At 71.3% G+C, this 26,454-nt stretch carries 21 protein-coding genes and 1 riboswitch; of the genes, 10 read left to right on the top strand and 11 right to left on the bottom strand.

Going from position 1 to position 26,454, the window contains the following annotated elements:
- Positions 1-130 precede the first annotated feature (130 nt).
- Positions 131-997 carry an alpha/beta fold hydrolase gene (locus ACFZBT_RS06325; RefSeq protein WP_391099067.1) on the top strand — a complete coding sequence of 289 codons (867 nt, stop codon included), beginning with the start codon at positions 131-133 and terminating at the stop codon, positions 995-997.
- A gap of 97 nt (positions 998-1,094) precedes the next feature.
- Positions 1,095-2,768, top strand: a complete 1,674-nt coding sequence (locus ACFZBT_RS06320) for a peptidoglycan DD-metalloendopeptidase family protein (protein ID WP_391099065.1) — start codon at positions 1,095-1,097, stop codon at positions 2,766-2,768.
- 65 nt (positions 2,769-2,833) lie between these two features.
- On the opposite strand, the gene pcrA is transcribed toward ACFZBT_RS06320, so the two are convergent.
- Entirely contained in the window at positions 2,834-5,311 is a 2,478-nt protein-coding gene (pcrA, locus tag ACFZBT_RS06315) for a DNA helicase PcrA (protein ID WP_391099062.1), read from the bottom strand.
- A 289-nt stretch (positions 5,312-5,600) separates the two neighbouring features.
- Positions 5,601-5,772, top strand: a riboswitch (cyclic di-AMP (ydaO/yuaA leader).
- 8 nt (positions 5,773-5,780) lie between these two features.
- Between pcrA and ACFZBT_RS06310 the strand changes: the two genes are divergently transcribed.
- Together ACFZBT_RS06310 and ACFZBT_RS06305 are read left to right on the top strand one after the other, a co-directional pair.
- A complete protein-coding gene (locus tag ACFZBT_RS06310; RefSeq protein WP_391099060.1) occupies positions 5,781-6,953 on the top strand; it encodes an NlpC/P60 family protein in 1,173 nt (390 codons plus the stop codon).
- A 76-nt stretch (positions 6,954-7,029) separates the two neighbouring features.
- Complete coding sequence (locus ACFZBT_RS06305; protein ID WP_391099057.1) at positions 7,030-8,058, top strand: hypothetical protein; 1,029 nt, start codon at positions 7,030-7,032, stop codon at positions 8,056-8,058.
- On the opposite strand, the gene ACFZBT_RS06300 is transcribed toward ACFZBT_RS06305, so the two are convergent.
- On the bottom strand, positions 8,036-8,389 hold the full coding sequence (locus tag ACFZBT_RS06300) for a hypothetical protein (protein WP_033311513.1): 354 nt from the start codon (positions 8,387-8,389) through the stop codon (positions 8,036-8,038). The two genes, ACFZBT_RS06305 and ACFZBT_RS06300, sit on opposite strands and share 23 nt — an antisense overlap.
- 422 nt (positions 8,390-8,811) lie before the next feature.
- Between ACFZBT_RS06300 and ACFZBT_RS06295 the strand changes: the two genes are divergently transcribed.
- Positions 8,812-9,879 (top strand): NlpC/P60 family protein, encoded by a 1,068-nt coding sequence (locus tag ACFZBT_RS06295; RefSeq protein ID WP_391099850.1) that lies wholly within the window; start codon positions 8,812-8,814, stop codon positions 9,877-9,879.
- Between the two features lie 73 nt (positions 9,880-9,952).
- Here the strand turns inward: ACFZBT_RS06295 and ACFZBT_RS06290 are convergent, their stop codons facing one another.
- Together ACFZBT_RS06290 and ACFZBT_RS06285 are read right to left on the bottom strand one after the other, a co-directional pair.
- Positions 9,953-10,696 (bottom strand): LuxR C-terminal-related transcriptional regulator, encoded by a 744-nt coding sequence (locus ACFZBT_RS06290; protein ID WP_391099053.1) that lies wholly within the window; start codon positions 10,694-10,696, stop codon positions 9,953-9,955.
- On the bottom strand, positions 10,693-11,979 hold the full coding sequence (locus tag ACFZBT_RS06285; protein WP_391099051.1) for a PspC domain-containing protein: 1,287 nt from the start codon (positions 11,977-11,979) through the stop codon (positions 10,693-10,695). Before ACFZBT_RS06285 ends, ACFZBT_RS06290 begins: the two co-directional genes overlap by 4 nt.
- Positions 11,980-12,156: 177 nt before the next feature.
- On the opposite strand from ACFZBT_RS06285, the gene ACFZBT_RS06280 reads away from it, so the two are divergent.
- Entirely contained in the window at positions 12,157-13,674 is a 1,518-nt protein-coding gene (locus ACFZBT_RS06280; protein ID WP_391099048.1) for a PspC domain-containing protein, read from the top strand.
- The gene (locus tag ACFZBT_RS06275) at positions 13,661-13,879 is read left to right on the top strand and encodes a hypothetical protein (protein WP_391099046.1); all 219 of its coding nucleotides are present in this window, start codon (positions 13,661-13,663) and stop codon (positions 13,877-13,879) included. The genes ACFZBT_RS06280 and ACFZBT_RS06275 overlap by 14 nt, the downstream gene beginning before the upstream one ends.
- An 84-nt stretch (positions 13,880-13,963) precedes the next feature.
- Here the strand turns inward: ACFZBT_RS06275 and ACFZBT_RS06270 are convergent, their stop codons facing one another.
- The 3 genes from ACFZBT_RS06270 to ACFZBT_RS06260 all read right to left on the bottom strand — a co-directional run bounded on the left by ACFZBT_RS06270 (position 13,964) and on the right by ACFZBT_RS06260 (position 17,120).
- Positions 13,964-14,491: a DoxX family membrane protein gene (locus ACFZBT_RS06270; RefSeq protein WP_391099044.1), complete on the bottom strand. Its 528-nt coding sequence runs from the start codon at positions 14,489-14,491 to the stop codon at positions 13,964-13,966.
- 137 nt (positions 14,492-14,628) lie between these two features.
- Positions 14,629-15,906, bottom strand: coding sequence for a hypothetical protein (locus ACFZBT_RS06265; RefSeq protein ID WP_391099847.1), 1,278 nt, complete (start codon positions 15,904-15,906; stop codon positions 14,629-14,631).
- 419 nt (positions 15,907-16,325) lie between these two features.
- Entirely contained in the window at positions 16,326-17,120 is a 795-nt protein-coding gene (locus ACFZBT_RS06260; protein ID WP_391099042.1) for a class II aldolase/adducin family protein, read from the bottom strand.
- Positions 17,121-17,310: 190 nt separating this feature from the next.
- Here ACFZBT_RS06260 and ACFZBT_RS06255 point away from each other — a divergent pair, with 190 nt between their 5' ends.
- Complete coding sequence (locus tag ACFZBT_RS06255; RefSeq protein ID WP_391099040.1) at positions 17,311-17,784, top strand: pyridoxamine 5'-phosphate oxidase family protein; 474 nt, start codon at positions 17,311-17,313, stop codon at positions 17,782-17,784.
- Positions 17,785-17,806: 22 nt separating this feature from the next.
- On the opposite strand, the gene guaA is transcribed toward ACFZBT_RS06255, so the two are convergent.
- On the bottom strand, positions 17,807-19,387 hold the full coding sequence (gene guaA, locus ACFZBT_RS06250) for a glutamine-hydrolyzing GMP synthase (RefSeq protein WP_391099038.1): 1,581 nt from the start codon (positions 19,385-19,387) through the stop codon (positions 17,807-17,809).
- 355 nt (positions 19,388-19,742) lie between these two features.
- On the opposite strand from guaA, the gene ACFZBT_RS06245 reads away from it, so the two are divergent.
- On the top strand, positions 19,743-20,045 hold the full coding sequence (locus tag ACFZBT_RS06245; RefSeq protein WP_391099036.1) for a chorismate mutase: 303 nt from the start codon (positions 19,743-19,745) through the stop codon (positions 20,043-20,045).
- 459 nt (positions 20,046-20,504) lie between these two features.
- Here ACFZBT_RS06245 and ACFZBT_RS06240 read toward each other — a convergent pair whose 3' ends face one another.
- On the bottom strand, positions 20,505-21,641 hold the full coding sequence (locus tag ACFZBT_RS06240) for a hypothetical protein (protein ID WP_391099033.1): 1,137 nt from the start codon (positions 21,639-21,641) through the stop codon (positions 20,505-20,507).
- A 231-nt stretch (positions 21,642-21,872) separates the two neighbouring features.
- Between ACFZBT_RS06240 and ACFZBT_RS06235 the strand changes: the two genes are divergently transcribed.
- A complete protein-coding gene (locus ACFZBT_RS06235; RefSeq protein WP_391099030.1) occupies positions 21,873-22,835 on the top strand; it encodes an LAETG motif-containing sortase-dependent surface protein in 963 nt (320 codons plus the stop codon).
- Positions 22,836-22,917: 82 nt separating this feature from the next.
- Here the strand turns inward: ACFZBT_RS06235 and ACFZBT_RS06230 are convergent, their stop codons facing one another.
- Positions 22,918-24,705: a GMC family oxidoreductase N-terminal domain-containing protein gene (locus tag ACFZBT_RS06230; RefSeq protein WP_391099027.1), complete on the bottom strand. Its 1,788-nt coding sequence runs from the start codon at positions 24,703-24,705 to the stop codon at positions 22,918-22,920.
- A gap of 73 nt (positions 24,706-24,778) precedes the next feature.
- Positions 24,779-26,407: a succinic semialdehyde dehydrogenase gene (locus ACFZBT_RS06225; protein ID WP_391099024.1), complete on the bottom strand. Its 1,629-nt coding sequence runs from the start codon at positions 26,405-26,407 to the stop codon at positions 24,779-24,781.
- Positions 26,408-26,454: the final 47 nt, after the last annotated feature.

The following is a 26,454-nucleotide window of genomic DNA, read 5'->3' as shown; positions in this document are numbered from 1 at the left end:
TCACTCAGGCCCCACGGCACACGCGGCTCGGGCCGCTCACGTGGTCATCGCCGGCCGTCTTCGCAGCAGCTTTCCACGAGGGCACACGGGGGGCGGAGCCGTCCTTCCGCGTGCCGACAGGAGGTCGGCCATGAAGGTCACCGGGGCTGCTCTGCCCTTTCTCCCGTTGTGCCGGCACCTGCTGCCGAGCCGGCTGACAGGACTCTCCGTGGCCCTTCTGAAGGCCACCGCCCTGGAGATCGCGATCCTGGCGGGGCATCTCCTCCTCTATCCCTCCGGCATCACCCAGGAGCGACGCGGCCCCGCCCCGGCGCCGCCCACGACGGACGGTGCCGCCCAACTGCCCACGGAGGCCAAGCCCCCGGTCCTCCTGCTGCACGGCTTCATCGACAACCGCTCGGTCTTCGTCCTGCTGCGCCGCAGCCTCGCCCAGCACGGCAGGCAGCAGATCGAGTCCCTCAACTACTCGCCGCTGACCTGCGACATACGTGCCGCGGCCGAGCTGCTCGGCCGGCGCGTAGAGGAGATCTGCGAGCGCACCGGGGCCCGGCGGATCGATGTCGTCGGGCACAGCCTCGGTGGCCTGATAGCGCGTTACTACGTGCAGCGGCTCGGCGGTGACGCCCGCGTCCGGACCCTCGTCACCCTCGGCACGCCGCATTCCGGAACCCGGGTCGCGCCTCTGGCGGACGCGCACCCCATCGTGCGCCAGATGCGCCCCGGCTCACCGGTGCTCGAGGAGCTCACTCGGCCCGCCCCTGACTGCCGTACGCACTTCGTCAGCTACTGGAGCGACCTGGACCATGTGATGGACCCACTGGAGACGGCCCGCATCGACCATCCCGATCTGACGGTGCAGAACGTGCGGGTGACCGGCATCGGCCACCTCGCCCTGCCCGTGCACCCCGCAGTCGCCAACGGAATACGGCAGGTCCTCGACACGGCCCACCCGGGTGAAGCGTCCGCAGATCACACCGGCGGCCTCACGGTGGCCTGAAGGCGGACCCGACCGATGCGCGCCTCGCATCGAAACGTCGAACAAACTTCGAACACAAAGCCAAACCCGCGCCCGCCGTCCGCCAAAACACGGCCGAATGCCCGTTTCATGCGCGCGCGAAACCTGCCGAAGATTGTCGTGCCCGCGTACCGCCGGGTACAGTCGCCGCACTGCTCTGGCAGCCCCTGTTGTCGAGGCGAAAGAGAAGTTGGTGAACGACCGTCACCCGTCGGGGACCATGACCCCGGCTCCGGCTTCCGAGGCCGCCTCGGCGCATTACGCGTCGTACGGCACCCAGGAAGCCCAGTACGGCGACTTCACCACGTACGGCGACTACGCGGCCACTGGTTTTGACGCCGCCGGCGCCCACCCCGCCGGTACGGACGGCGCCGGTTTCGACGCCACCGGGCACGCCACTGCGAGCTTCGCCAGCGACCCCCTCTTCGGCAACCTGCCGGGCAGCGGCCCCGACACGGGCGCCTACGACACCGGTCACTGGCCCACGGGCACGCACGAGAACCCGCACTACGACATGTACGCGGCCCAGCATCACGCCGCCTACGACACCGGTGTCTACGACACGACCTCCTGGCCGGCCCAGCAGCAGCCGCTGTCGGTCGTCCCGTCGCAGGCCGGGTCCCCGGACGCCACCGGACAGTGGGACTCCGGCGCCTGGCTCCAGCCCGACCAGTCCGGCAATCCGGCCGACCAGACCCAGCAGTGGGAATGGGGCACGCAGGCCTTCGACACCGGCACCTACGACGCCACGCAGTGGAACTCCGACGGCTCCGCCGCGCCGTCCCCCGACGGGTACGAGCAGCACACGGACGCCTTCCACCAGCACGAGACGGCGACGTTCGAGCAGCTGGAGACCGGCTACGACGACGTCACCGGGGCCGCCTACGAGGACCCCGCCGCGGACGGCGATGAGCCGGCCGCCACCGGCGAACTGCCCACCGTCGGCCCGCTCCTGGACGGCCAGGAAGAGGTCGGCCCGCGCACCGCCGCACGGGCGGCCTCGCGCGCCGGGTCCCGCTCCCGCCGCCGTACGCCCCCCAAGCGCTCGGCGCTGATGACCATCGCGGTGCCCTCGGCGTGTGTGATGGGTGTCGCGGGGATCGCCGCCGCGTCCGTCGGCAGCCTCACCGAGGACAGCGCCGCGGAGGCGCAGACCACCGCGGCGGACGCGCAGCCGGTGAAGCCGGCCGCCGCCAACAACAAGCTGGACACGCAGTTGCAGAGTCTCTCCGCCGGCGCGGACGACTTCGCCGACCGGGCCAGCCGTACGCAGGAACGTATCGACCTCAAGGCTCAGCAGGCGGCCGAGCGGAAGCGGGCGGCGGAAGAGGCGGCCCGAAAGGAGCGGCTGCGCCCGAAGTTCGCCATGCCGGTCGCCCGCCACGGACTCAGCGCCCAGTACGGCCAGTCCGGCATCAACTGGATGTCCCTGCACACCGGCATCGACTTCCCCGTCTCGTACGGCACGACCGTGATGGCCGCGACCGACGGCACCGTCCGCACCCAGTGGAACAGCGCCTACGGCAACATGCTGATCCTGACCGCGAAGGACGGCACGGAGACGTGGTACTGCCACCTCTCCACCTACACGGTCCCCTCCGGTACGACCGTGAAGGCCGGCGATTCGATCGCGCGCTCGGGCAACTCCGGCAACTCGACCGGCCCGCATCTGCACTTCGAGGTGCGTCCGGGCGGCGGCTCGCCGATCGACCCGCTCCCGTGGCTGCGCAGCCACGGCGTCGACCCGACGTAACGTCCCGGCAGCCCCAGCCGGTCTGTCCGGCGGGGCTCACCTCACAGGGCTACAGCCTTACAGGGCTACAGCTTCTCCACCGGTGCGTACCGCAGCAGCAGCCGCTTCGGCTTGTCCCCGAAGTCGATCGTCGCCTCGGCGTTCGCGCCCGTTCCCTTGACCGCCACGACGGTTCCGAGGCCGAACTGGTCGTGTGTGACCCGGTCCCCGACCGCCAGTGACACGACCGGCTTCTCGGCGGTCCGGCGCGTGGCGAAACCGGACGCGCCCGACGCCGACGAACGCGAACGGGACGACGACAGCGAGGCCGCCACGGCGGAGACCGGCCCGGAGGACACGGGCGCGGTCGCACCGGTCCGCTTCCACTCCAGGTGGGTCGGCGGGATCTCCTCCAGGAAGCGGGAGGGCGGGTTGTACGACGGCTGGCCCCAGGCGCTGCGCAGGGTGGAGCGGGTCAGATAGAGCCGTTCCCTCGCGCGCGTGATGCCCACGTACGCCAGGCGCCGCTCCTCCTCCAGCTCCTTGGTCTGGCCGAGGGCGCGCATGTGCGGGAAGACGCCGTCCTCCATGCCGGTCAGGAAGACGACCGGGAACTCCAGGCCCTTGGCGGTGTGCAGGGTCATCAGCGTGATGACGCCGTCGCCGTCCTCCTCGTCGGGGATCTGGTCGGAGTCGGCGACCAGCGCGACCTTCTCCAGGAAGTCGGCAAGCGTTCCCTGCTCGTCCTCGCCGCGCTCCTGCTCGAACTCCATGGCGACGGCGGCGAGTTCCTGGAGGTTCTCGATCCGGGTCTCGTCCTGCGGGTCGGTGGAGGCCTGCAGTTCGGCGAGGTACCCGGTGCGGTCCAGGATCGCCTCCAGCACGGTGGCGGGGCCGGCGCCGGACTCGACGACCGTACGGAGGTCCTCCATCAGCGTGTTGAACCGCTTGACGGCGTTGGTGGAGCGCGCGGCCATGCCGTACGCCTCGTCGACGCGCTTCAGCGCCTGCGGGAAGCTGATCTTCTCGCGCTGGGAGAGGGCGTCGATCATCGCCTCGGCGCGGTCGCCGATGCCCCGCTTGGGCACGTTGAGGATCCGGCGCAGCGGCACCGAGTCCTCCGGGTTGGCCAGCACGCGCAGGTAGGCCAGGACGTCCCGGACCTCCTTGCGCTCGTAGAAGCGGACGCCGCCGACGACCTTGTAGGGCAGGCCGACGCGGATGAAGATCTCTTCGAAGACACGGGACTGGGCGTTGGTGCGGTAGAAGACGGCGACGTCGCCCGCCTTCGCCTCGCCCGCGTCGGTGAGACGGTCTATCTCGTCGGCGACGAACTGCGCCTCGTCGTGCTCGGTGTCGGCGACATAGCCGGTGATCTGCGCGCCCGTGCCCGCGTTGGTCCACAGGTTCTTGGGGCGGCGGGACTCGTTGCGCTCGATGACCGCGTTGGCCGCGCTCAGGATCGTCTGCGTGGAGCGGTAGTTCTGCTCCAGCAGGATCGTCGTCGCGTCCGGGTAGTCCTCCTCGAACTGGAGGATGTTGCGGATCGTCGCGCCGCGGAAGGCGTAGATCGACTGGTCGGCGTCACCCACCACGCACAGCTCGGCGGGCGGCAGGTCGTCCGCGCTGGGCGGTACGTCGACGGGGTGCTCGGAGGTGCCCACGAGCTCCCGGACGAGGGCGTACTGGGCGTGGTTGGTGTCCTGGTACTCGTCCACGAGGACGTGGCGGAAGCGGCGGCGGTAGTGCTCGGCGACGTCCGGGAAGGCGCGCAGCAGGTTGACCGTCGTCATGATCAGGTCGTCGAAGTCGAGGGCGTTCGCCTCGCGCAGCCGTGACTGGTACATCGCGTAGGCCTGGGCGAGGGTCTTCTCGAAGCCGTCGCCTGCCTGGGCGGCGAAGTCCTCCTCGTCGATCAGCTCGTTCTTCAGATTGCTGATCTTGGCGCTGAAGGACTTCGGCGGGAAGCGCTTGGGGTCGAGGTCCAGGTCGCGGCAGACCAGGGCCATCAGGCGCTTGGAGTCGGCGGCGTCGTAGATCGAGAAGCTGGATGTGAAGCCGAGCTTCTTGCTCTCCCGGCGCAGGATGCGCACGCAGGCGCTGTGGAACGTCATCACCCACATGGCGTTCACGCGCGGGCCGACGAGCTGCTCGACGCGCTCCTTCATCTCGCCGGCGGCCTTGTTGGTGAAGGTGATGGCGAGGATCTGGCCCGGGTGGACGTCCCGCTCGGCGAGCAGGTGGGCGATGCGGTGTGTGAGCACGCGGGTCTTGCCGGAGCCGGCGCCGGCCACGATGAGCAGCGGGGAGCCGGAGTGCGTGACGGCGGCGCGCTGGTTGTCGTTCAGACCCTCCAGGAGCGCGGCGGCGTCCACCGGCGGGCGCGCGGCGCCGTCCCGGTAGTAGGCGTCGCGGTCCGGCGGCGCGTCGAACTTCCCGCCGAACAGATCGTCCGGAACGGACTCCGGCACATGATCGTCCTCGGGCGGCGGCGGGGGCTCGTCCGCGGGGCCCCGCTGGGCCTGGAGGTCCGCCAGGAAGCTGTCGTCAAAGAGGCTGCTCATCGCTCTCCGAGTCTAGGGCGCCCCACTGACAGCCCGCCCCCGCCCTGAGAACATCGCCGAAAGGACCCCCCTGTCACCCTCCAGGAGCACGTGACCACAGGCCGCTACGGCTTCACAATTGCGTATGAACAGTGCCCAACCCCCCTCGAACGATCACTCTCGGCGACGCTCATGAGCAAGGTCACGGAAATGTATCGGGCATATCACCCATCAACCTTCACAAGGGCCACACGAGTTGGCTACCGTGCGAGGAGGTCACACGACCCCCACCGGCGAACGTCGCCGGGCCGCGTGGCCTCCGCCGAGTCAGGCGTGCCGCACGGCAGCCAGAGCCGGGGACCCAACCGAGACCCCGGGGTGAATCGGCCCGACTCCTTTTCCGGAGAAGGCCGTAGGGCAACCCTTCCGAAGCACCCGCCCGAACCCGACAGCTAACCCGGTAGGCGGAGCATGGAAGGAGTCGCCTCCCTTGGCGTCGCACCGCAAGTCGCGTCCTACGGGTTCGCGCGTTGCAGGCATACGGACCCCCGCCCTCGCGACGGCGGCCCTCACCTCCGTGGCCCTGCTGTCCCAGTCGGCCAACGCCGCCCCCGAGGCCGACGACAAGCCCAGCCTGGAGGAAGTCGAGAAGAAGGTCGACGACCTCTACCGTCAGGCCGGGTCCGCGACCGAGAAGTACAACGGGGCCAAGGAGAAGACCGCGAAGCAGCGCAAGCGCGTCGACACCCTCCTCGACGACGTCGCCCAGCGCACCCAGAAGCTCAACGAGGCGCGGGAGGAGCTGGGCACCTTCGCCGCAGCCCAGTACCGCACCGGCGCCTCCACCCCGGACACGGCGACGTTCCTGCTCGCGGACACCCCGCAGGACTACTTCGACCAGACCCAGCTGATGGACCGGATGACCGGCCGTCAGAAGGTGGCCGTCGACGACTACATCACTCAGCAGTCAGAGACGATGGAGAAGCGTCAGGAGGCCGCCCAGAGCCTCGAGACGCTCACCGAGTCGCAGGGCGACCTGAAGACGGCCAAGGCGACCGTCCAGAGGAAGCTCGCTGACGCGCGCGAGCTGCTGTCGAAGCTGACCGCCGAGGAGAAGGCACGGCTCGCGGCGATCGAGAAGGAGAAGCAGCAGGAGGCCGCCCGCAAGGCCGCCGAGCTGGCCCGGCAGCAGGCCGAGCAGCAGAAGGAGCAGGAAGCCGCCCAGCAGGAGGCCGCCCAGCAGCACGACAGCGGCTCCTCCTCGTCCGCGGGTTCGTCGTCCACCGCGCCCGACTCCTCGTACGCCACCAAGGCCGACAAGGCGCTCGCCTTCGCCCGCGCCCAGATCGGCAAGCCGTATGTCTGGGGCGCCACCGGCCCCGGCTCCTACGACTGCTCCGGCATCACCCAGGCCGCCTGGAAGGCCGCCGGGGTGACCCTGCCACGCACGACGTACGACCAGGTCAACGCCGGCACCACGGTCCCGCTGGCCGACGCCCGGCCCGGTGACCTGGTCTTCTTCTACGACGATGTCACCCACGTCGGCATCTACATCGGCAACGGCATGATGATCCACGCTCCGAAGCCCGGCACGTACGTGCGCGAGGAGTCGATCTACTACGACGGCGAGTCGTCGATCCACAGCGTGGTGCGGCCGGCCTGACGGGTCTCGCAGGTTTTTGGGACCCCGCGCGCGTGGCCTGCCCGTAACGCGCGCGGGGCCTCCTAGCATCGGCCCCATGCCCGGCCCCTCCCCCTCCGTCGCCTGGTGGGCGCAGCGTGCTCCGGCGGCCAGCGCTGCCGTGCTGGCGACCGGCACCCTGTCGGTCGGTCTTGATCTGGCGGGGTACGAGGTCCTCTCACGCATCACCCTGGGTCTGGCCTGCGCGGTCTGGCTGCTGTTCGCCGCGGACTTCACAGTGCGGCTGCTGCGGGCCGGGACCAGGTGGCGGGCGTACACGCGCAGGCCGGGCGTCCTCGAGAGCGTGACGACGACCGCCCTCACCACCGTGGCGGCGACGGCTGTCCTGGGCACCGCCTTGTCGGCGGCCGGCTCAGAGGCTCTGGCCGTGACGCTGCTGGTGCTCGCCGTACTGCTCTGGCCGGTGCCGCTGGTCCTCGTCCCGCAGGGCGGGGAGCCGCGCGGGCCCGGGACGGTGTTCGCGCGCTGCATGGCCACGCAGGGGCTCGCCGTGCTGGGTGCCACGCTGGCCGCGGCCGAGTCGGAGGCGTGGCTCGCGCACGCGGCGCTGGTGCTGTTCTGGCTGGGGCTGGTGCTGTACGTCCTCGCCCTGGTCCGTTTCGATGTGCGCCAGGTGGCCGAGGGGGTCGGCGATCACTGGCTCGCGGGCGGGGCGCTCGCCCTTTCGGCGCTCGCCGGGGCGCGGCTGATCAGCGCCGACAGCGCGCGTCTGTACCTGTGGAACGAGGACGACCGGGACGTCCTGCGCACCGTGACCGTCGCGCTGCTCGTGCTCGCGCTGGTCTGCTACGCCGTTCTGCTCGCCGCCGAGTTCCTGTGGCCCCGGCCCCGCCATGACGTCCGCCGCTGGGCGACCGTGTTCACCTGGGCCAAGACGGGGACGGCGGCGCTGGCCGTGGCCGTCGCCCTCGACGTCTCCTGGCTCGACGGGTTCGGGGAGGCGCTGTTGTGGATCGCGGTGGCCGCGTGGCTCGTGGCCGCCGTGTGGACGGCGGCCTCGGCCTGGTCCGGTGCCGGGTCCGGTGCCCGGCCCGGGCGACGGGTCAGGTCCAGAGCACGGCGATGAAGATGTTCGCCGTGGTCAGCAGCCCCACCAGGCCGAACAGGCCCTTGTCCACCTTCTCGTCGTCCCGTTTCACGTAGACCAGGCCGAGGATCACGATCAGCAGGGCCAGCTTCACGCCGATCTTGATGTTGTTCACGGACTGGTCGTCGGCCTGGTTGAGGCCGACCAGGATCACACCGGTGACCAGCATCGTCAGCGCGCCGTGCAGCATCGCCGGGGTGTAGCGGGCGGTGCCCTCGCCCATCGCCTTCATCTGGGTGAGGAAGCCGCCCAGGAGCGAGGCGATGCCGATGATGTGGAGGCCGACGAAGAGGTGGATGAGAACGTCCATGAGGCCGGAGCCTAATCAGGGGGTCCGATCCGCCCGGCACCGGCCCACCGATGCATATATGCGCCCCATAGCACCTGATCACCGACACTCGCCCAGGAAATCGACACATCGGTCATCACGCTGAGTTAAGGCGACGGCGCCAGGACGGGATCGCGGTCGCATACGGTCACCGTCGGTCCTCTCGGGACAGTTCCGCGCACCGGCCACGGGCCCGCCAGGGCGAGGTTTAGCGTCCTGCTCCAGGTGACCGGCTCCCCACCGCCGCCCGGGCCAGGGGCGGCAGTCGGGCACCACCGCCAGAAGGTCCGGCGGCGGCCCGCTTCCCCTGTGCGGGCCGTCGCCGGACGCGCAGGCCGCCCGTCCGCTCCCCACGGCGGCCGTCGCACGCCCTGGCGGCCGCAGGAAAGGACGTGGCTCCCCAGGTGGCAGCGCACCGCAAGCCCCGACAGCGCACCGCGAGCGGCAACACGGCCCGTACGGCCGCCACGATCGCGCTCGCCGGCGCGGCGACCGCGACGGGTTTCGACGGAACCGGGCACGCCGAACCGCAGCTCACCCCCGGCCAGGTCAAGGCCAAGGTGGACGAGCTGTACCAGGAAGCGGAGGTCGCCACCGAGAAGTACAACGGCGCGAAGGAGAAGGCCGACGCCGCCGGAGAGCGGTTCAGGAAGCTCCAGGACCAGGCGGCTCGCAAGGAGGAACGGCTCGCCTCGGCCCGCGACGCCCTGGGCTCGGTCGCCGCCGCGCAGTACCGGGACGGCGGCATCGACCCCGCCCTCCGGCTCGCCCTGTCCGACGACCCCGACCGGTACCTCGAGAACGCCGAGTTCGTGGAGCGGGCCGGCAACCGGCAGAAGTCCGCCGTCGCGGGCGTGCGCAAGCAGCTCCGGGAGATCGAGCAGCTGCGTGGTGCCGCCCACATCGAGCTGACGTCCCTGAAGTCACGGCAGACGGAGCTGAAGCGGCACAAGAAGACGATCACCGGCAAGCTGGGCTCCGCTCGTCAGCTGCTGTCCCGGCTCAGCGCGCAGGAACGTGCCGCCCTGGGGCAAGGGCCGGGCGCGGACCGCGCCTCACGCTCCTCGACGGGCCTCCGGGACACCCTGACGGCCCCCGGTTCCGCCGCCTCCCAAGCGCCCAACGCCCGCGCGGCCGCCGCCGTCTCCTACGCCTATCAGAAGCTCGGCAGTCCCTACGTCTGGGGCGCGACCGGCCCGAACGCCTTCGACTGCTCGGGCCTCGTGCAGGCCGCGTACCGCTCCGCGGGCGTCTCGCTGCCCCGCACGACGTACTCCCAGATCGCCGCCGGCCGCCGCGTCTCCCGCTCCGAACTCCTCCCCGGTGACCTGGTCTTCTACTACGCCGGTATCAGTCACGTCGGCATCTACGTGGGCAACGGGCAGATGATCCACGCCCCGAACTCATCGGCCCCGGTACGGGTCGCACCGCTGGACGAGATGCCGTACGCGGGGGCGACACGGGTGGTCTGACGGGTGGCTGACAAGCGGTCAGGTGGTCCGGTGGTTCGGTGGTCCGACGGGGCGAGCCGGACCGGCCGCCGCGTCACACCAGCCGTCGAGCCGTGGCCCACCGCGTCAGCTCGTGCCGGTTCGAGAGCTGGAGCTTGCGGAGCACCGCCGAGACATGCGACTCGACCGTCTTCACGGAGATGAACAGCTGCTTGGCTATCTCCTTGTACGCGTATCCCCGGGCGATGAGCCGCAGCACCTCGCGCTCGCGCTGGGTCAGCCGGTCCAGGTCCTCGTCGACCGGAGGCGCGTCGGTGGAGGCGAAGGCATCGAGGACGAACCCGGCCAAGCGCGGGGAGAACACCGCGTCGCCCTCCTGGACGCGGAAGACGGAGTCGACGAGGTCCGTACCGGTGATCGTCTTGGTGACGTACCCGCGGGCCCCGCCGCGGATCACGCCGATCACGTCCTCCGCCGCGTCCGACACGGACAGCGCCAGGAAGCGGACCGGCTGCTCTGGGTCGGCCATCAAGGGGGCACAGCGGCGCAGCACTTCCACCCCGCCCCCGCCCGGGAGATGCACGTCGAGGAGGACCACCTCGGGCCGGGTCGCGGTGATGACCGTGACCGCCTGGTCGACGTCCGCGGCCTCGCCGACGACCTCGACACCGGTCTGCTCGGTCTGCCCGATCTCGGCCTGGACCCCCGTACGGAACATGCGATGGTCGTCGACGAGGACCACGCGCACCCGGCGCCCTCCGGTGCCGCCGCCCGACTCCGTGGGCCCGGCCGCCTCCGCCGCTCCCGCCGTACCGTTCGCCTCGGTCGGGTCGCTCATGACGTCTTCTCCGCCCTCTCCATCTCCAGCTCGACCTCCGTGCCACCGTCCGGCACCGCGCGCAGCCGCGCCGTGCCGCCGTGGCGCTCCATGCGGCCGATGATCGATTCTCTGACACCCATGCGGTCGGCGGGTATCGAGTCGAGGTCGAAGCCGGGGCCGCGATCCCGGACGGACACGAAGACCGTCTTCCCCTCGACCTCGGCGTAGACCTGTACGGCTCCGCCCTCGCCACCGTACTTGGCGGCGTTCACCATCGCTTCCCGTGCGGCCTGCATCTGTGCGCCGGTCCCCTCGTCGAGCGGGCAGTCCCCCACCACCACGACCTCGATGGGCACTCCGTGCTTGTCCTCCACCTCGGCCGCGCTGCGCCGCACGGCGTCGGCGAGCGTGGCGGGTTCGTCGGCCTCCTCCTTGCCGGTGCCCTCGGGCCTGTAGAGCCAGGTGCGCAGGTCGCGCTCCTGGGCGCGGGCGAGGCGGCGCACCTCGTTCGCGTTCTCCGCGTTGCGCTGGATCAGGGTGAGGGTGTGCAGCACCGAGTCGTGCACATGGGCGGCGACCTCCGCGCGCTCCTGGGCACGGATGCGCATCAGGCGCTCCTCGGAGAGGTCCTGCGTCATCCGCACCAGATACGGCCCGGCGAGGAGCGTTATCCCGACGAGGACCGCGAGGGCCGCTTGCAGGACGGACCCCAGATGGGCGGCGGAGCCCTGGAGGACGAAGATGCCGGAGACACCGGCCGTCACCAGCAGCACCCCGCCGACCGCGCGCAGCAGCGTGACCGTGCGCCGGCGGCGGCCGACCTCGACCCAGCGGGCCCGGCGGGCGTTGTCCGCCTGCCGCCAGACCAGGGCGACGCCCGCGCCCACGAGCACCGCCGGCCAGAGATACACCCGGGCCCCGCCGCTGAGGTTCACATTGCCCACGAACACCAGGGCCACGGCGACCATGAGCAGCAGGGCCACTATCTGGCCCTTGTCGGGTTTGCGGGCGACGAGCCTGCGGCGGCCGTCGGGCGAGGTCTCCGAGGCGGCGGGCGGCTTCTGCGCGTCGACTCCGCCGACGCCGAGCGGGACGAAGAACCAGAACGCGGCGTACAGCAGCGCACCGAGGCCGTCGGCCATGAACAGGCCGACGAACACGAGCCGCACCCACACGACGGGCAGCCCGAGGTGCCCGGCGAGGCCTCGCGCCACGCCACCGAGCCAGCGTCCGTCACTGCTGCGGTAGAGCTTGCGCGGCGGCCGCGGTTCGGCGAGTGGCGCTGCTGCGGCTTCCGACATGCCATTGATGGTCACACGGCCGGAAGGCCGGAGCATCAGGGTCGACCCCGGAGACTCCCCTGATCTCCGGAGCCGGCCCGTCGAACGCATCCCGAGCCGTTCCTCGGGGCCGATATCAGGGTCCGGCCAGGGTCGTTCCGACTGCCGCCGCGGCGCCGCGCCCGTCACCATGGAGCCATGACCGATCACGAGCACGCCGCGACGGGTCCGGGACCCGGCTCCGGCCCGCGCCCCGCACCGGGCGCCGGGCCGCACGACGCCGCGCCCGCCGACTCCCCCGCGCACGGGCGTGCGGGCGCGGGAGAACCGGGAGAACAGGGAGGAGCCCCCGCCGCGGCCGAGGCGGCCGACCCGGCAGGGGAAGCAGCCCCTCCCGGCCGGCCCGGCGCTCCCGAAACACCCGGCGCACGCGACGCGCCCGGCCCACCCCGCGCGTTCCGCCGGGACCGCCGCCACAAGACCCTGGCCGGCGTCTGCTCCGGGCTCGGGCGGCAGTGCGACCTGGACCCGGTGATCTTCCGGATCACGCTCGCGGTGCTCTCCGTCACCGGCGGCATCGGTCTGCTCTTCTACGGCTTCGTCTGGCTCCTCGTCCCGTACGAGGACGAGGACGAGAACGAGGTGCGCAAGCTGCTGACCGGACGCGTCGACGGCCAGGCCCTGACGGCCGTGCTGTTCGCGCTGGTCGGCTGCGGAGTGTTCCTGACTTTGCTGAACAACGGCGGAGTGCTGACCTTCGCCTTCGTCCTCTCCATACTGCTGGCCGGCGCCGGTTACTGGTCACGCCAGCGCGGCGCCCCCAGCCCCGACCCCCTGGCCGCCCATGCCGCCGCCGACGCCCCGCCCGAACCCCAGGCGCCGCCGGTCCTCGCCACCTCCCCCTCCTGGTGGCGCGACCCCATCGTCAAGGACGGCACCCACATCGGCGGCACGGGCTACCTGTGGGGCCCCCGCGACGCCCGCGACCCGGACGTCGCGGCAGCCGTCAACATCGGGCTCGGCACCCGGGGCGGCGGCCGCGAGCACATACCCGTGCCACGCAACCGGCCGCCCGAGCCGCGCGGCCCCCGGTGGATCGGCGGCTGGGTCTTCCTGCTGGCCCTGCTCGCCGGTGCCCTGGGCACCGACCTGACCTGGGACGAGCACCCGCTGGGCACCAGCCTGCAGACGGGTCTGTCCTGCGCGCTCGCCGTCCTGGGCCTGGGCATAGCCGTCAGCGCCTTCCTGGGACGGACCGGGGCGGGCTCGATCCTCCTGGCGATCATCACGGCCGGGCTGCTCGCCGCCTCGGCGGCACTGCCCAAGGACATCGGCACCCAGTGGGCCCGCACCACCTGGCGGCCCGCCACCGTGGCGGATGTACGGGAGCGGTACGAACTGGGCGCCGGCGTCGGCACCCTCGACCTGACCGGGCTGGACGTGGCCGGGAGACAGACCGTGACGACAAGCGCCGACGTGGGCATCGGCCGGGTGAAGGTGCTCGTGCCCGAGGACGTGACCGTGCGGCTGAGCGTCGACGTGGGGCTGGGCGATCTCCAGCTGCCGGGCGACGACACGAAGGACGTGGATGTGAAACCGGGACAGCAGAAGGAGATCACCCTCTCTCCCGCCAGGGGCGTCGAGAGGTCCGGCACCATCGACCTGGACCTCCAGGTCGGCATGGGACAGGCGGAGGTGACCCGTGCTGCGTCATGAGCCCCGGCCAGGAAAGCTGGTCGCCGGTGTGGTCCTCGTCCTGACGGGCGTCCTCTACGCCGGTGACGCGGGCGGCGCCTGGGAGATCCCCTGGTTCGTGGCGATCCCGCTCGTCACGGGCGGACTGTGCCTGGCCGGCGCGGTGGCGTTCCTGACGGGCCGCCTGCACCGACGCCGCACGGCGGGCCGTACCGCCACCCACTAGCCACCAGCCAGCCAGTCAGCCAGTCAGCCACCCATGCTCCCGGGCTCCCGGGCTCCCGGGCTCCCGGGCTCCCGGGCTCCCGGGCTACCGGTACTCCCGCCTCTGTCGTCGTCGCGACCTCAGCGCGGCGTCCACGGACAGCAGGGGCGCTCCCGCCAGGACGAGGGGGGTCCAGGCCATGAGGTAGGCGAGGTCGTTGCCGTAGTAGTAGGGATCGGAGGCCCAGCTCACGGTCAGCCACAGGCTGAGGGAGATCAGCGCGCCGCCGAGTGCCGCCAGACGGGCGAGCACACCGAGCAGGGTGCCGATGCCGACGGCCAGTTCTCCGAAGGCGATGGCGTAGCCGAAGCCGACCGGGCTCTTCAGGGAGAGGTCGACCAGGGCGGGGATGGCGGAGGAGTCGCGGACGGCGCGCATCATGTCGCCGATCGACCCGGCGCCCGAGTCCTTCATGAAGGCGCTGTCGGTGAGTTTGTCCAGGCCGGCGTAGATGAAGGTGACGCCGAGGAAGATGCGCAGAGGAAGAAGGGCGTAGCGGCCGAGGGTGTCCCGCCGGCCTCCGTCGCCGCGGAAGTGGGGGGAACCCGTGTCCGTTCGCATACTGTGAGTCATCGCTGCAAGCCGCCTCTCGCCGCCGGTGCCGAGACCCCCTCAACAGACCATACGTACGACAAACAAACCGCGCTCAACCCTGTCTGTCCCCAATTGTTGCCCGTTGTTGCCCGACCGCCGGAGTCCGCAGACAGCCGTCACTCCGTCACCTCAACCGCGTACCGATTCGTCTCCACCCCCGCCGCCGTGACCACCTGCACGTCCACCCGCCCCGGTTCGACATCGGCCGGCACCGGCACCGTCAGCAGCGTGTCCGCCGGGTTGCTGAAGCCGCCGGGTACCGGTACCAGCGGAACGTGGACGTGCACGGCACCCACCCGGACGACCATCCGGGCCAGCCGGTCGGCCCCCTGCGCACCCGGCGGCACGAACCCGGCGCCCCGGATCTCGATGTCGTCGCCCGTGCGGATCGGCCCGTCGAGGTCGCCCGCCTCCCGGGCCCGGACCACGGAGAGGATGACCGGCCGGCCGCCCTCCGCGTACTTGCCGGCCAGATAGGTCGCGGCCGACACCAGGGCCACCACCGCCAGCCCCCACGGCAGGTCCGGCAACTGATCCGGGCGCCTGGCGAGCCGCACCGCCGCGAAGACCAGGGCGACACCGCTGATGACGACGTACTGGATGTCGGCGAAGGTGCCCCGGCCCGCGTCGTCGGTCAGCAGGTCGGCGGCGCGTGGACGGTCGGCGCGGACCTTCTGCAGCCGTTGCCCCAGTACCCGCAGCCCGACCACCCGCCGCACGAGCACGGCGATCCCGCACACCACGGCGAGCACGGTCACGACCCCGGCGCCGCGGGCGAGTTCCAGCCCGGAGATCAGCGCGTCCCGCTCCCGGTGCCGGGAGGCGGCCGCCAACTGCCCCGCCAGGACGAGCACCGCGTAGGCGACGAAGAGGACCCACGCCGCGGCGACCGTACGGGAAGTGGACAGACGGTTGTCCTCGCCGATCACGGGGGCCAGCGCACCACCTTTCGACCGGTGGAACCACGACGCCGCGGTCATCGCGCCGGCCACCACCAGCGCCGCGGCCAGCCCGGCCGTGCGCGCCGTCGTCCAGCCCGCGCCGACCGCGGTGAGGCACTGGCCGAGCAGCAACAGCACGACGGCCGCCCACACCACCCCCGCCGTGCGGCGCCACAGGCCCGTCAGCCAGGCCTGGCCCTCGGCCCTGCCGCGCTCGGCGACGAGTTCCGCGGACTGCGCCAGTTCTTCCGAGACCCACTGCCGGGACGCCGAGGCGGAGTGGGCCACCGCCGCCGGCAGCCCCTGCCCGGCCGCGAACTCGTCGCGCCTGCGCAGGAACGCGGCTACGGCCCTCCGGTGCCCCTCACGCGCCCCGTGCGGACAGTCCCCGCAGGCGCACCCGCCTTCATGGGCGGCGCCGTGGGCAGTGCCCTGAGCGCCGCCATGAGCAATCCCATAATCACTACCCTGAGCACGGCCGTGGCCGCCCGCGTACCCGCTCACGGGCCCACCGGAGTACCGGCCCGCATACGCTCCCGCGTCCGCGTACCCACCCGCGTCCACGCCGCCCTGCCCCGTCTCGCGCACCGCCACGTCCGACGCCCGCCTTCCCGCGACCCAACCACCGTCGGCCTTCCGGACACCGGAAGCACCGCTGTACAACTCCCCTGCGACGACAGCGAATTGTCCCCTACACCAGCCGGTTCACGTCCGCTCGGTCTGGTCAACACGGGTGAATTCAGGCGTGCCGTGTTGACCTGGCGGGGGGAATTCGGGGCCGACACCTCCGAGCGGGTCAAACGCGCCACCGGCCCGCGGCTCATCACCCCCGCCGCGTGACGCGAACGGTGGTGCTCAGCGGCTGCTGATGACTAGCTCAGCAGATCCGGCTCGCTCCGGCTGACGTCCTGCCACATCGGCTGGTAGTTGATCCACGCCACCAGGTCGCCGCCCAGCTGCTCCCGTGTCGCCACCGCCATCCGGTGGTCGATGCGGACCGGCCGCCCGGCGGCCTGCGCCGTCAGCTGCACCTGACAGGACCGCTCCATGGACACGAACCACCAGGCCGCCGCGTCCACCGAGTCGCCGACGGTCAGCAGGCCGTGGTTGCGCAGCACGAGTGCCTTGCGTGAGCCGAGCGCGTCCGCGATGCGCCGTCCCTCCTCGGCGTCGACGGAGACACCCGTGTAGGCGTCGTAGAGGACGTGGTCCTCGTAGAAGGCGCAGCTCTCCTGGGTGATGGGCTCCAGCAGCTCGCCGAGGGCGGCGAGCGCCCGGCCGTGCACCGAGTGGCAATGGGCGACGGCGACCACGTCGGGGCGGGCGGCGTGCACCTGGGCGTGCACGGTGAACGCGGCCTGGTTGACGTGGTAGCGGCCCTCGACGACCTGGCCGTCCTGGTTGGCGAGCACCAGATCGCTCACGGTGACGTGCCGGAAGGGCAGCCCGAACGGGTTGACCCAGAAGCAGTCGGTGTACTCCGGGTCGCGCGCGGTGATGTGCCCCGACACACCGTCCTCGAAGCCGAGCCGCCCGAAGATCCTCAGGGCGCCCGCGAGGCGTTCCTTGCGGTGCAGCCGTTCGTCCTCGACCGACTCGTGCATGGGCGGCATCGCGAACCGCAGCCGGTCGGTGGGCAGCGGCAGGGGCGGGGTGGGCCCGTGCATAGGTCCTCCAGCGCTGTTTCCTCGTACGAGGCGGAAGTTACCGTCGGTGAGGCCGGGAAGAACAGAACCGATTCGTAAAGATGCGGCGAGCGCCCCTGCGAGCACCCTGTGCGCACCCTTGTGCCCCCGGTCTCCCCCACCCCACGAATAGCCGACAGAAGATGTCGGATTTCGGCGCCACACTCTCCCCATGACAGCGAACTGGGCGGCTTTCGCCACCGCCGAACCGGACCTGGCCGACACGGTCGAGAAGCGCTTCGGCGCCTATACCCACCACGTCCTCGCCACCCTTCGCAAGGACGGTTCGCCCCGCACCAGCGGCCTGGAGGTGCGGTTCCTGAACGGCGAGCTGTGGCTCGGCATGATGCCGGGCTCGGTCAAGGCGCTCGACCTGCGCCGCGACCCGCGCTTCGCGCTCCAGGCGAACCCCGGGGAGGGCACGGGCATGGGCGGCGGCGACATCCGGATCAGCGGCCGGGCGGTCGAGGTCGACGACGCGGAGACCAAGGCCGGATACGTCGAAGAGGTGGAACCGCCGGAGCCGTTCCACCTCTTCCGCACCGAGCTGACGGAGGTCGTGCGGACCTACGTCGAGGACCAGACGTACCTCGTCGTCCAGGTCTGGACGCCCGGCAACCCCCTGCGCACCGTAAAGCGCACCTAGCGCACTTAGCGCACCTAGGGGGTCACTCCCACTCGATCGTCCCCGGCGGCTTCGACGTCACGTCGAGAACGACGCGGTTGACGTCGCGCACCTCGTTGGTGATCCGGGTCGAGATCTTCGCCAGGACGTCGTACGGCAGACGAGACCAGTCGGCCGTCATGGCGTCCTCGGAGGAGACGGGGCGCAGCACGATGGGGTGGCCGTACGTACGGCCGTCGCCCTGGACGCCGACGCTGCGGACGTCCGCGAGCAGGACCACCGGGCACTGCCAGATGTCCCGGTCGAGGCCTGCGGCCGTGAGCTCCTCGCGGGCGATGGCGTCGGCCTCGCGCAGCAGGTCCAGGCGCTCCTTGGTGACGTCGCCGACGATACGGATGCCGAGACCGGGGCCGGGGAAGGGCTGGCGCTGGACGATCTCGTCCGGCAGGCCGAGCTCCTGGCCGACCATCCGGACCTCGTCCTTGAACAGCTGGCGCAGCGGCTCGACCAGCTGGAACTCGAGGTCCTCGGGCAGGCCGCCCACGTTGTGGTGGGACTTGATGTTGGCGGTGCCGGTGCCGCCGCCGGACTCGACCACGTCCGGGTAGAGGGTGCCCTGGACGAGGAACTCCACGGCCGGGCCCTGGTCGGCGATGATCTCGGCCTGGGCCTGCTCGAAGACGCGGATGAACTCGCGGCCGATGATCTTCCGCTTCTCCTCGGGGTCGGAGACCCCGGCGAGCGCCTTGAGGAACCGCTCCTCCGCGTCCACGACCTTCAGCTGGACGCCGGTCGCGGCCACGAAGTCCTTCTCGACCTGCTCGGTCTCACCCTTGCGCATCAGGCCGTGATCGACGTACACGCAGGTCAGCTGGGAGCCGATGGCCTTCTGGACGAGGGCGGCGGCGACGGCGGAGTCCACACCGCCGGACAGCCCGCAGATGGCGCGCCGGTCACCGACCTGCTCGCGGATCGCGGCGACCTGCTCCTCGATGACGTTGCCGGTCGTCCAGTTCGGCTTGAGGCCCGCGCCCCGGTACAGGAAGTGCTCCAGCACCTGCTGCCCGTGCGTGGAGTGCATCACCTCGGGGTGGTACTGGACGCCGTAGAGCTTCTTCTCGTCGTTCTCGAACGCGGCGACCGGCACGACGTCCGTGGAGGCCGTGACGGAGAAGCCCTCGGGGGCGGCGGAGCAGGCGTCGCCGTGCGACATCCAGACGGCCTGCTCGGCGGGGGTGCCCTCGAAGAGGGTGGAGGACGACTTGGAGACGTGCAGGCCGGTGCGGCCGTACTCGCGGGCTCCGGTGTTGTCGACGGTGCCGCCGAGGGTCCGCGCCATCAGCTGGAAGCCGTAGCACATGCCGAAGACGGGGACGCCGGCCTCGAAGATGGCGCGGTCGAGGCTCGGGGCGCCTTCCTCGTAGACCGACGAGGGGCCGCCGGAGAGGATGATCGCCGCGGGGTTCTTGGCGAGGATCTCCTGGACCGGCATGGTGCTCGGCACGATCTCGCTGTAGACCCGCGCCTCGCGGACACGACGGGCGATGAGCTGGGCGTACTGCGCGCCGAAGTCGACGACCAGGACGGTGTCGGGGGCGTTGGCAGCGGGAGTCGCTGATGACACGGGGTGCCTTCCGGCGGTGGGGCGGGGGTCTTGTGCCACCCGATTCTACCGAGGTGCTCGTGCGCGGCGTCCCGCCCACGGAAGCCCGGGCTCGGGGCCTCTCGTCCCGCCCTACGTGTCTCACGATGCGAACCCGCTTGGACGCCGCGCCGCCCCGGTGCATACTGAGCGCCATGCTCACGCACCAGACCTTCCGCTTTACCTATGGCATCCGGCCCGCCGGCTGCCATGGTCGTGCTGCTTGAGCAACTGACAAGCGACTTCCCAGGCGCCCCGGGCCGACAAGGCCCGGGGCGTCTGCCGTCGTCCGGGCCTTGCCGCTCCGGGGCACCCCCGACGACAAGGAGCCCCTCCCATGACCGTTCCCACCGCCACCACCACCGCCACCGATGTGACCGGCGCCCGCACCTCCGAGGCCGCCGAGGTGATCACCGGCGCACGCGAGCGGATCGACGCGCTCGACGACCGGATCATCGGCCTGATCCAGGAACGGGTGGCGGTGTCGGCCGTCATCCAGGAGGCGCGGATCACCTCCGGCGGCCGGCGCGTGAACCTCTCCCGCGAGATGGAGGTGCTCGGCCACTACAGGGACGCGCTGGGCAAGCCGGGCACGGCCCTCGCGATGACCCTGCTGGAGCTGTGCCGGGGCAAGATCTGAATTCTCCGGAGAATCCGCGTTCCCGGGACAGACGTACGCACCCGTCTCACCCGTACGGCGCGTGACCGCCCCCGCGCCCCCTCGTTGGTCTCGTTGTCCGTGCCAGCCAGGGGCGGGCCCGAAAGAACCACGCGTGGCTCACTGGAGCGATGAGACGTACGGATCGTGCCGTGCGTCGTGGGACCTCGCTCCAGGGAAGTGACCGGACGGCAGGGGACAGCAGCCCGGTCACCCAAGAGAACGGACGGCTCCGGGGACGCCCGGGGCCGCCCGGCGGACCTTGCCAGGAGTCGAGACCAGCGGCGCACCCCCCGGCGCCGCTTCCAGGCACCGGCGCTGCCCTGACGTCGGTGCTGACGAGAAGAAGGGCCCCGCGGCTCCACCCCCGCGGGGCCCTTCGCCCGTGCACGTCGCGCCCGCTTGCCGGGGCTGCTCGCCGGGGCTGCCTCTGGCACCTGCTCAGGTGCGGGTCACCGTCCCGCAGGCGTGACCGTCGTCGAGGCTCCTGCTGCGGTCGTACGGATCCGTCGTCGGGCCGGTGGGGTCGGGGCCCTTCTCCCCGCTCGACGGGAACTCCGGGTGCAGGTAGCCGTCGTTGACGTCGCAGGAGGAGTTGCCGATCTCCTCGTCGTACTCCCGGACGGTCAGCCGGCCCGGGGTGACCCGGTAGCGGGCGGGATCGGCGAGTTCGACGTCGAGGACCCTGCGCACGATCGTGCGGGTGACCTCGGTCGATCCGTCGGCGCGCATGACGGGGTAGACGAAGGTGTAGTCGGCGCGCACCGCGACCCCGGCGTGCGAGCCCTTCTCGAACGTCATACGTCCGCGCGTCTTGATCACGTCGCCGACCGGCCGTATCTCGTCGGGGTCGAAACGGCTGAACATCGTCAACGGGTCGTGCTTGTCGCTCGGGGAGCGCAGGGCGGTGTTCAGACCGTCGAGGAGCCCCGGCTGCTTGGGGTCGAGCACGGAGAGCGCGGCCTCGGGACGCTCGCCGCGTACCGTCGCCGGGTCGAGGTTGGCGGCGACCAGCAGCTTCTTCGTCAGCTTGAGGGCCTGTTCCACTCGGTCCTTCGAGACCGGGCCGACGGCCTTCGCCTCGGGCAGGACGATGCCGGCCTCGCCGTCGGCCCAGCGCAGCGCCGGGGAGCCGGCGAAGGGCTCGTCCAGGGTGGGGGTTTCGGGGTCCGACGCCCCGGGCGCGGTGGTGGGCGCCGCCGTCTCGGCGGGCAGGGAGGAGGCCTCGCCGGCCTCGGACTCACCCGTGCCGAAAGGGTCACCGGGCAGCAACGACGGCTTCAGGGCCACCACGGCCACGGCGACGGCGACCGCGACACCGAGCACGGTCCACAGCGTGCGGCGGCGGCCCGTCCGGCGGCTCGTCTCCGGCGACACGTGGGAGGTGCGCCACCCCGGGGGCACCTCGCCCCGCTCCTCCTGCCGGCGCAGCCGCTCGGTCACCATGCGCGCCCGGGCGGACGGTTCCTTCGGGGCGGAGCCGCGGGTGCCCCGTTCGGAGTCGCGGATGAACTGTTCCCAGACGTCGTCGGGGATCTCGGAGGCCGACGACTGATCATCGGACGGTTTGTCAGACACGAGCGTCAGTTCTAGGCGTTCGGCAAGCGCCTTCACAAGAAGGTCATGTATGTGACTCAGCCCACATAAGAATCCTGTGAAGGCCAGTGCAACCATTCACAGGTTTCACGGATCAAACCTGCAGAACCACGGGCACTCCCGCGCCCCACACGCGGAGGCCTCCCCCAACGTTCGTACCGCACCCTGCGGTACGCCGGACTCTCCGAGGTCTTCATGAAGCTTCGCCGCGCCATGGCAGCAGCGGCCGCTACGGCGGTCATAGCCCCGGTGGCACTGCTCGCGGCACCGGCCGCGTACGCGACCGACGAAACGACGCCGACTCCGAGCGCGTCCGTGAGCGAGTCCGCTCCCGAGACGTCCCCCTCGCCGTCGGCGAGCGAGTCCACGCCTGAGACGACGCCGACTCCGAGCGCGTCCGCGAGCGAGTCCTCCCCGGAGACGACGCCCACGCCGAGCGCCTCCGCGAGCGAGTCCTCCCCGGCGCCCTCCGCGTCCGAGCCCGAGGAGTCGGAGTCCCCCGACCCCGAGCCCTCGGTCTGCGAGGACACCAAGGTCGACGTCAGCATCTCCGGCCTGGCCGGCAAGATCGCGGCGGGCAGCGGCTGGCACAAGTTCTCGCTGAACGTGCTCAACAACTCCGACTCCACGCTGAACGAGCTCGACTTCTACGCAGGAGCCTCCGGCGGCAAGTACGGCGAGGACCTGTTCTCCAGCAAGCAGGTCCAGCTCCAGGCCTGGGACCCCCAGGACAAGATCTGGGTCGACCTCAACGAGGACGGCTACGCGGTCGGCTACGTCGGCTACACCGACGAGCTGAAGCCCGACTACGAGGTCAACATCCCGATGCGCCTCAACGTCAGCAAGTCCGCCCCGGTCGGCGCCGGCTTCGCGATCGGCGCGACCGTCTACGGCGACAACGACGCCGAGTGCACCGGCGTCGGTGGGATCTCCTACAAGTTCCAGATCGTCTCGGCCGGTACGGACACCGGTGGCACCAAGCCGCAGGAAGGCGGCAAGGCGCCCGTCACCGACGAGAAGCCGAGCGGCACCACGCCGGAGGTCACCGGCAGCCTCGCCGAGACCGGCTCCAGCTCCGCCCTGCCGATGATCAGCCTCGTCGGCGGTGCCGCGGTCGTCGCCGGTGCCGGTGCGATCTTCGTGGTGCGTCGCCGCAAGGCCGGCGTCGAGGCGTAACACGCCAGAGCTTTACGCAAGACGGAAGAGGGACCTGCGCTCGGAGGGGGGCGCAGGTCCCTCTTCCGTGTACCGGCTTCGGCTACTTCTTCGGCGGCACCGCGGGCAGGCCCAGGAACGGCAGCCGCAGTGCGCCGAACGCGTCCGCCGGGACGGCCGGGGACTTGGGCTCGACCGGCTGAAGACGTTCGTAGGCCGCGCCCTGCTTCGGCCGGGGGTCGGGCTCGCCCTTGTTGGGCCAGTACGACATCGCCCGCTCGGCCTGGGCGGTGATGGTGAGGGACGGATTGACGCCCAGGTTGGCGGAGACCGCGGCGCCGTCGACGACCGAGATGCCGGAGTGGCCGTAGAGGCGGTGGTAGGGGTCGATCACGCCGGTCTCGCGGGAGGCGCCGATGGGGCAGCCGCCCAGGAAGTGGGCGGTGAGCGGGGTGCCCATCAGCTCGCCGACGTTCGAGCCGGCGAAGCCGTTGATCTCGGCGGCCAGGGCCGAGGCGCTCTCCGTGGCGGCCTTGATCTGCTTGGGGTTGGGGGCGCCGTGGCCCTGGCGCGCGGTGAGCAGGCCGCGTCCGGCGCCCGAGGGTTTCAGATATGTCGTCAGGGAGTTGTCCAGCGACTGCATCACCAGGCCGATGATGGTCCGCTCCGACCAGCGGCGGTTGGACAGGGAACGCAGCACCAGCAGGGGGTGCTTCGCCGCGTGGGCGAGGAAGCCCAGGACCCGGGACGTGCCCGAGGCGCCACGGGCGTAGGGGACCTGGAGGATGGACAGGCCGCCCATCGAGTTCGAGCCCTTGCCGTAGCGGACCGGCTCGATATGGGTGTTCTCGTCGGGGTGGATCGAGGACGTGATGGCCACGCCCCGGGTGAAGTCGGCCTTCCGGCCGCCGTGCGCCTTGCGGTAGCGCCGGTCGTCGGTCTGGGCGCCGACCAGGGCCTCGGAGTTGGTACGGGTCAGCTCGCCCAGCTTGTCGGAGACGTACGGCAGCTGTCCGCCCGCCTTCATGCGGTGCAGGAGGGTCTGGGTGCCGTAGGTGCCGGCGGCGAGGACGACCCGGCGGGCCGTGTAGGTGCGGCCCTTCGCCTTGCGGCGGTCGTCGGTGGGGAGCGTGGCGACGGCGTATCCACCACGCGAGTCGTCGGTGACGGAGACGACCGTCGTCAGCGGGTGGACGACGGCGCCGGCCTTCTCGGCCAGGTGCAGATAGTTCTCGTTGAGGGTGTTCTTCGCGCCGTGGCGGCAGCCGGTCATGCACTCGCCGCACTCCGCGCAGGCCCTGCGGGCCGGGCCCGCGCCGCCGAAGTACGGGTCGGGCACCTCCTGGCCCGGTTTCGCCTTCGCCGTGCCGTCGGCGTCCTCGCCGTCGCCGAAGAAGACGCCGACCGGGGCGAGGTGGAAGGAGTCGCCGCAGCCCATCTTCTCCGCGGCGGCCTTGAGGTGGACGTCGGACGGGGTCATGGTCGGGTTGAGCCGTACGCCCAGCATGCGGCGGGCCTGGTCGTAGTACGGCTTCAGCTCGTCCTGCCAGTCCGTGATCTCCCGCCACTGCGGGTCCTCGAAGAACGGCTTCGGCGGGACGTAGAGGGTGTTGGCGTAGTTGAGGGAGCCGCCGCCGACGCCCGCGCCGGCCAGGACCATGACATTGCCCAGCAGATGGATGCGCTGGATGCCGTACATGCCGAGTTTCGGCGCCCAGAGATAGTTCTTGAGGTCCCAGGAGTTCTTGGGGAGGTTCTCGCGGGTGAAGCGGCGGCCCGCTTCGAGGACTCCGACCTTGTAGCCCTTTTCCGTGAGGCGCAGGGCGGTTACGGAGCCGCCGAAGCCGGAGCCTACGACTATGACGTCGTAGTCGTGAGCGTCCTGAGGCACGTGTTCTCCTCGTTGAGTTTCGCGTGCGGGCCGTCAGTGGTTGATCGCGCAGTTCCCCGCGCCCCTAGGGCGTCTACCTGAAGCGGAATGCCTTCATCAGACGGAGGCTGCGGCTCATGAACTGGGCGTACTTCTCGTCGTCCATGCCGAGGGAGGGGGCCATCGGGAGGACCCTCTGGTGGGCGACCGTCTGGGCCTCGGTGTACTTGAGGATGCCCTCGGAGCCGTGGCGGCGGCCGAGGCCGGAGTCCTTCATGCCGCCCATGGGCGACTGGACGCTGCCGTAGGCCGGGGCGTAGCCCTCGTTGATGTTGACCGTGCCGGTGCGCAGCCGGGCGGCGACCTCCTGGCCGCGCCGGGCGTTCTTCGTCCAGACCGAGGAGTTCAGGCCGTACGCCGTGGCGTTGGCGCGCTCGATGACCTCGTCCTCGTCCTTGAAGCGGTAGACCGAGACGACCGGGCCGAAGGTCTCCTCGGCGCAGACGGACATCTCCGTGCCGACCCCGTCGAGGATCGTCGGCTCGAAGAAGTACGGGCCGATGTCCGGGCGGGCCGTCCCGCCGGCGAGGACCTTGGCGCCCTTGGCGACCGCCTCCTCCACGTGCCGCGTGACGGTCTCCAGCTGGCGTTCGCCGACCAGGGACCCCATGTCGGCGCCGTACGCCAGCGACTTGCCCAGGCGCATCGTCCTCGTACGGGCGGCGAAGCGCTCCAGGAAGGCGTCCGCGATCGACTCGTGGACGTACAGCCGCTCGATGGAGATGCAGAGCTGGCCGGCGGAGGAGAAGCAGGCGCGGACGGCCCCGGCCGCCGCCTTCTCGATGTCGGCGTCCTCCAGCACCAGCATGGCGTTCTTGCCGCCGAGTTCGAGGGAGACGCCGACCAGCCGGGCGGCGGCGCCCTGGGCGACCTCGCGGCCGGTGCGGGTGGAGCCGGTGAAGGAGACGTAATCGGCGTGCCGGACGACCTCCGGGCCGACGACCGGGCCGTCGCCGAGGACGACCTGGAAGACGTCGGCGGGCAGGCCGGCCTCGATGAGCAGGTCGCGGGCCCACAGGGCGGTGAGGCAGGTCTCCGTGTCCGGCTTCATGACGACCGCGTTGCCCGCCACGAAGGCCGGGATCGCGTCGCCGACCGACAGCTCCAGCGGGTAGTTCCAGGGGGCGATCTGGCCGATCACACCGCGCGGGTGGCGCAGCTCGGTGACCTTGGTGAGGGTCGGCATGGCACCGGCGTGCCGCTTGGGCCGGAGGTAGGCGGGGGCCTTGCGACCGTAGTGCCGGGCGGCGACCGCGACGGCCTGGACCTCCTCGTGGGCGTGCAGCCGGGCCTTGCCGGTCTCCAGCTGGATCAGGTCGAGCACCTCGGCCTGGCGCTCCAGCACCAGGTCGTGGAAGCGGAGCAGGACGGCGGCGCGCTGCCGTACGGGCGTCTGTTCCCACACGGCCTGGGCGGTGCGGGCCAGTTCGAAGGCCTTCGCCACGTCCTCGGGCGTCGACTCGGGGAGGTCGGCCAGCTTCTCCCCGGTGAACGGCGTGTGGTTGGCGGTGCGGCCGGAGCCGGCCACGCCCTTGGTGAGCTGGGCGACCAGCTCCGGCGTGACCACGTCGGCGGCGGTGCGGGCGCCCTCCGGGGCGGGGGCGAGGGGGTTCGTGCCGGTCTGTGCCGTGCCGGTCTTCTCCGGGGCGTGCGCGTCCGTCATGAGGCGCAGAGTATGCCCCGGCGGAGGCTTTGGGTACCCGTCGGTAA

Origin of the sequence: Streptomyces sp. NPDC008137, assembly GCF_042957035.1 — a bacterium.
Classification (GTDB): Bacteria; Actinomycetota; Actinomycetes; order Streptomycetales; family Streptomycetaceae; genus Streptomyces.
The sequence above is the reverse complement of the archived record's forward strand: the minus strand, read 5'-3'. Positions and strand labels throughout refer to the sequence as shown.